At 50.4% G+C, this 2,349-nt stretch carries 1 rRNA gene; it reads right to left on the minus strand.

Going from position 1 to position 2,349, the window contains the following annotated elements:
• Positions 1-2,349: ribosomal RNA gene (locus WB308_RS06665) — 23S ribosomal RNA — on the minus strand; the annotation flags it as partial.

Consider the following 2,349-nt stretch of genomic DNA (forward strand, 5'->3'; position numbering starts at 1 on the left):
CACCAGTGGCACGTCCAACCCGGTCCTCTCGTACTAGGGTCAGCTCTCCTCAACTCTCCTGCGCCCACGGAAGATAGGGACCGAACTGTCTCACGACGTTCTGAACCCAGCTCGCGTACCGCTTTAAATGGCGAACAGCCATACCCTTGGGACCTGCTCCAGCCCCAGGATGCGATGAGCCGACATCGAGGTGCCAAACCTCCCCGTCGATGTGAGCTCTTGGGGGAGATCAGCCTGTTATCCCCGGCGTACCTTTTATCCTTTGAGCGATGGCCCTTCCACACAGAACCACCGGATCACTATGACCGTCTTTCGACTCTGCTCGACTTGTCTGTCTCACAGTCAGTCCGGCTTATGCCATTATACTCTACGAAGGATTTCCAACCCTTCTGAGCCGAACTTTGTAAGCCTCCGTTACTTTTTAGGAGGCGACCGCCCCAGTCAAACTACCCACCAGACAGTGTCCTCCATCAGGATAACTGATGCGAGTTAGCTATCAGAATACTCAAGGGTGGTATCTCAAGGATGCCTCCACTACAACTGGCGTCGTAGTATCAACAGCTCCCACCTATCCTGCACATGAGTATCCCAATAGCAATGTCAAGCTATAGTAAAGGTGCACGGGGTCTTTCCGTCTTTCCGCGGGTAGGAGGAATTTTCACCTCCACTACAATTTCACTGGATCCCTGGTTGAGACAGCTCCCATCTCGTTACGCCATTCATGCAGGTCGGTATTTAACCGACAAGGAATTTCGCTACCTTAGGACCGTTATAGTTACGGCCGCCGTTTACTCGTGCTTCAATTCAATGCTTCGCTTGCGCTGACACATCCTTTTAACATTCGAGCACCGGGCAGGCGTCACACCCTATACATCCTCTTACGAGTTAGCAGAGTGCTGTGTTTTTGGTAAACAGTCGGGAGGGACACTTTGCTGCGACCCGGTTCTGCTCCAGAGGCAAGCTCCTTCACATACTTAGGGCACACCTTATACCGAAGATACGGTGCTAGTTTGCAGAGTTCCTTAACCAGGGTTCTTCCACGCGCCTTAGAATACTCATCTCACCCACCTGTGTCGGTTTACGGTACGGGCGACAATTGTTCTCGCTTAGAGGCTTTTCTTGGCACGACAGTATCATCGATTCTCCTCGCAGACCGAAGTCCTTGAAGAGCCTGTAAGATCTCGGAGTATTGCAACACGGATTTGCCTGTGTTACCTCCTACGTCCTTCGACCCACTATTCCATCAGTGAGCTCGATTAACTCTATGCGTCCCCCCATCACTCAAACGAACAATTGTCGGTGTTGGAATATTAACCAACTTGCCATCGTCTACCCCTTTCGGACTCGACTTAGGTCCCGACTAACCCTACGATGACGAGCATCGCGTAGGAAACCTTGGGTTTACGGCGAAGCAGATTCTCACTGCTTTTATCGCTACTCATGCCTGCATGCTCACTTCCAAACGCTCCAGCACTCCTTACCGGTATACCTTCAACGCTGTTTGGAACGCTCTCCTACCACTCTCTAAAAGAGAATCTAAAGCTTCGGTGTACATCTTAGCCCCGTTATATTTTCAGCGCAGAATCGCTAGATCAGTGAGCTGTTACGCTTTCTTTAAAAGATGGCTGCTTCTAAGCCAACTTCCTGATTGTCTCAGCAACTCCACATCTTTTTCCACTCAGATACGACTTTGGGACCTTAGCTGTTAGTCTGGGTTGTTCCCCTCTTGACGATTGATTTTATCACCCACCGCCTGACTCCCGAGATTACGCATGAAGTATTCGGAGTTTGAAAGGGTTTGGTACCGCGGTAAGCAGCCCTAGCCCTGTCAGTGCTCTACCCCTTCATGTTACGACTCGAGGCTATACCTAAATATATTTCGGAGAGAACCAGCTATCACTAAGTTTGATTGGCCTTTCACCCCTATCCACAAGTCATCCGAGGGTTTTTCAACACCCACCGGTTCGGTCCTCCACTGGCTCTTACACCAGCTTCAACCTGCTCATGGATAGATCACTTAGTTTCGGGTCTGCAGCCAGTGACTAAATCGCCCTATTAAGACTCGCTTTCGCTACGGCTTCGCGTTTGCTTAACCTTGCCACTGACCACAACTCGCAGGCTCATTATGCAAAAGGCAGTCCGTCACACTTCATAAAGAATAGTGCTCCGAATGATTGTAAGCCATAGGTTTCAGGTTCTATTTCACTCTGCTCACCGCAGTTCTTTTCACCTTTCCCTTACGGTACTGGTTCGCTATCGGTCTGGTAGTAGTATTTAGGATTGGAGGGTGGTCCCCCCGGCTTCAGTCAAGATAACACGTGTCCCGACCTACTCTGGATCCTGCTAGCT

The organism is Sulfuricurvum sp. (genome assembly GCF_049587615.1).
Classification (GTDB): Bacteria; Campylobacterota; Campylobacteria; order Campylobacterales; family Sulfurimonadaceae; genus Sulfuricurvum.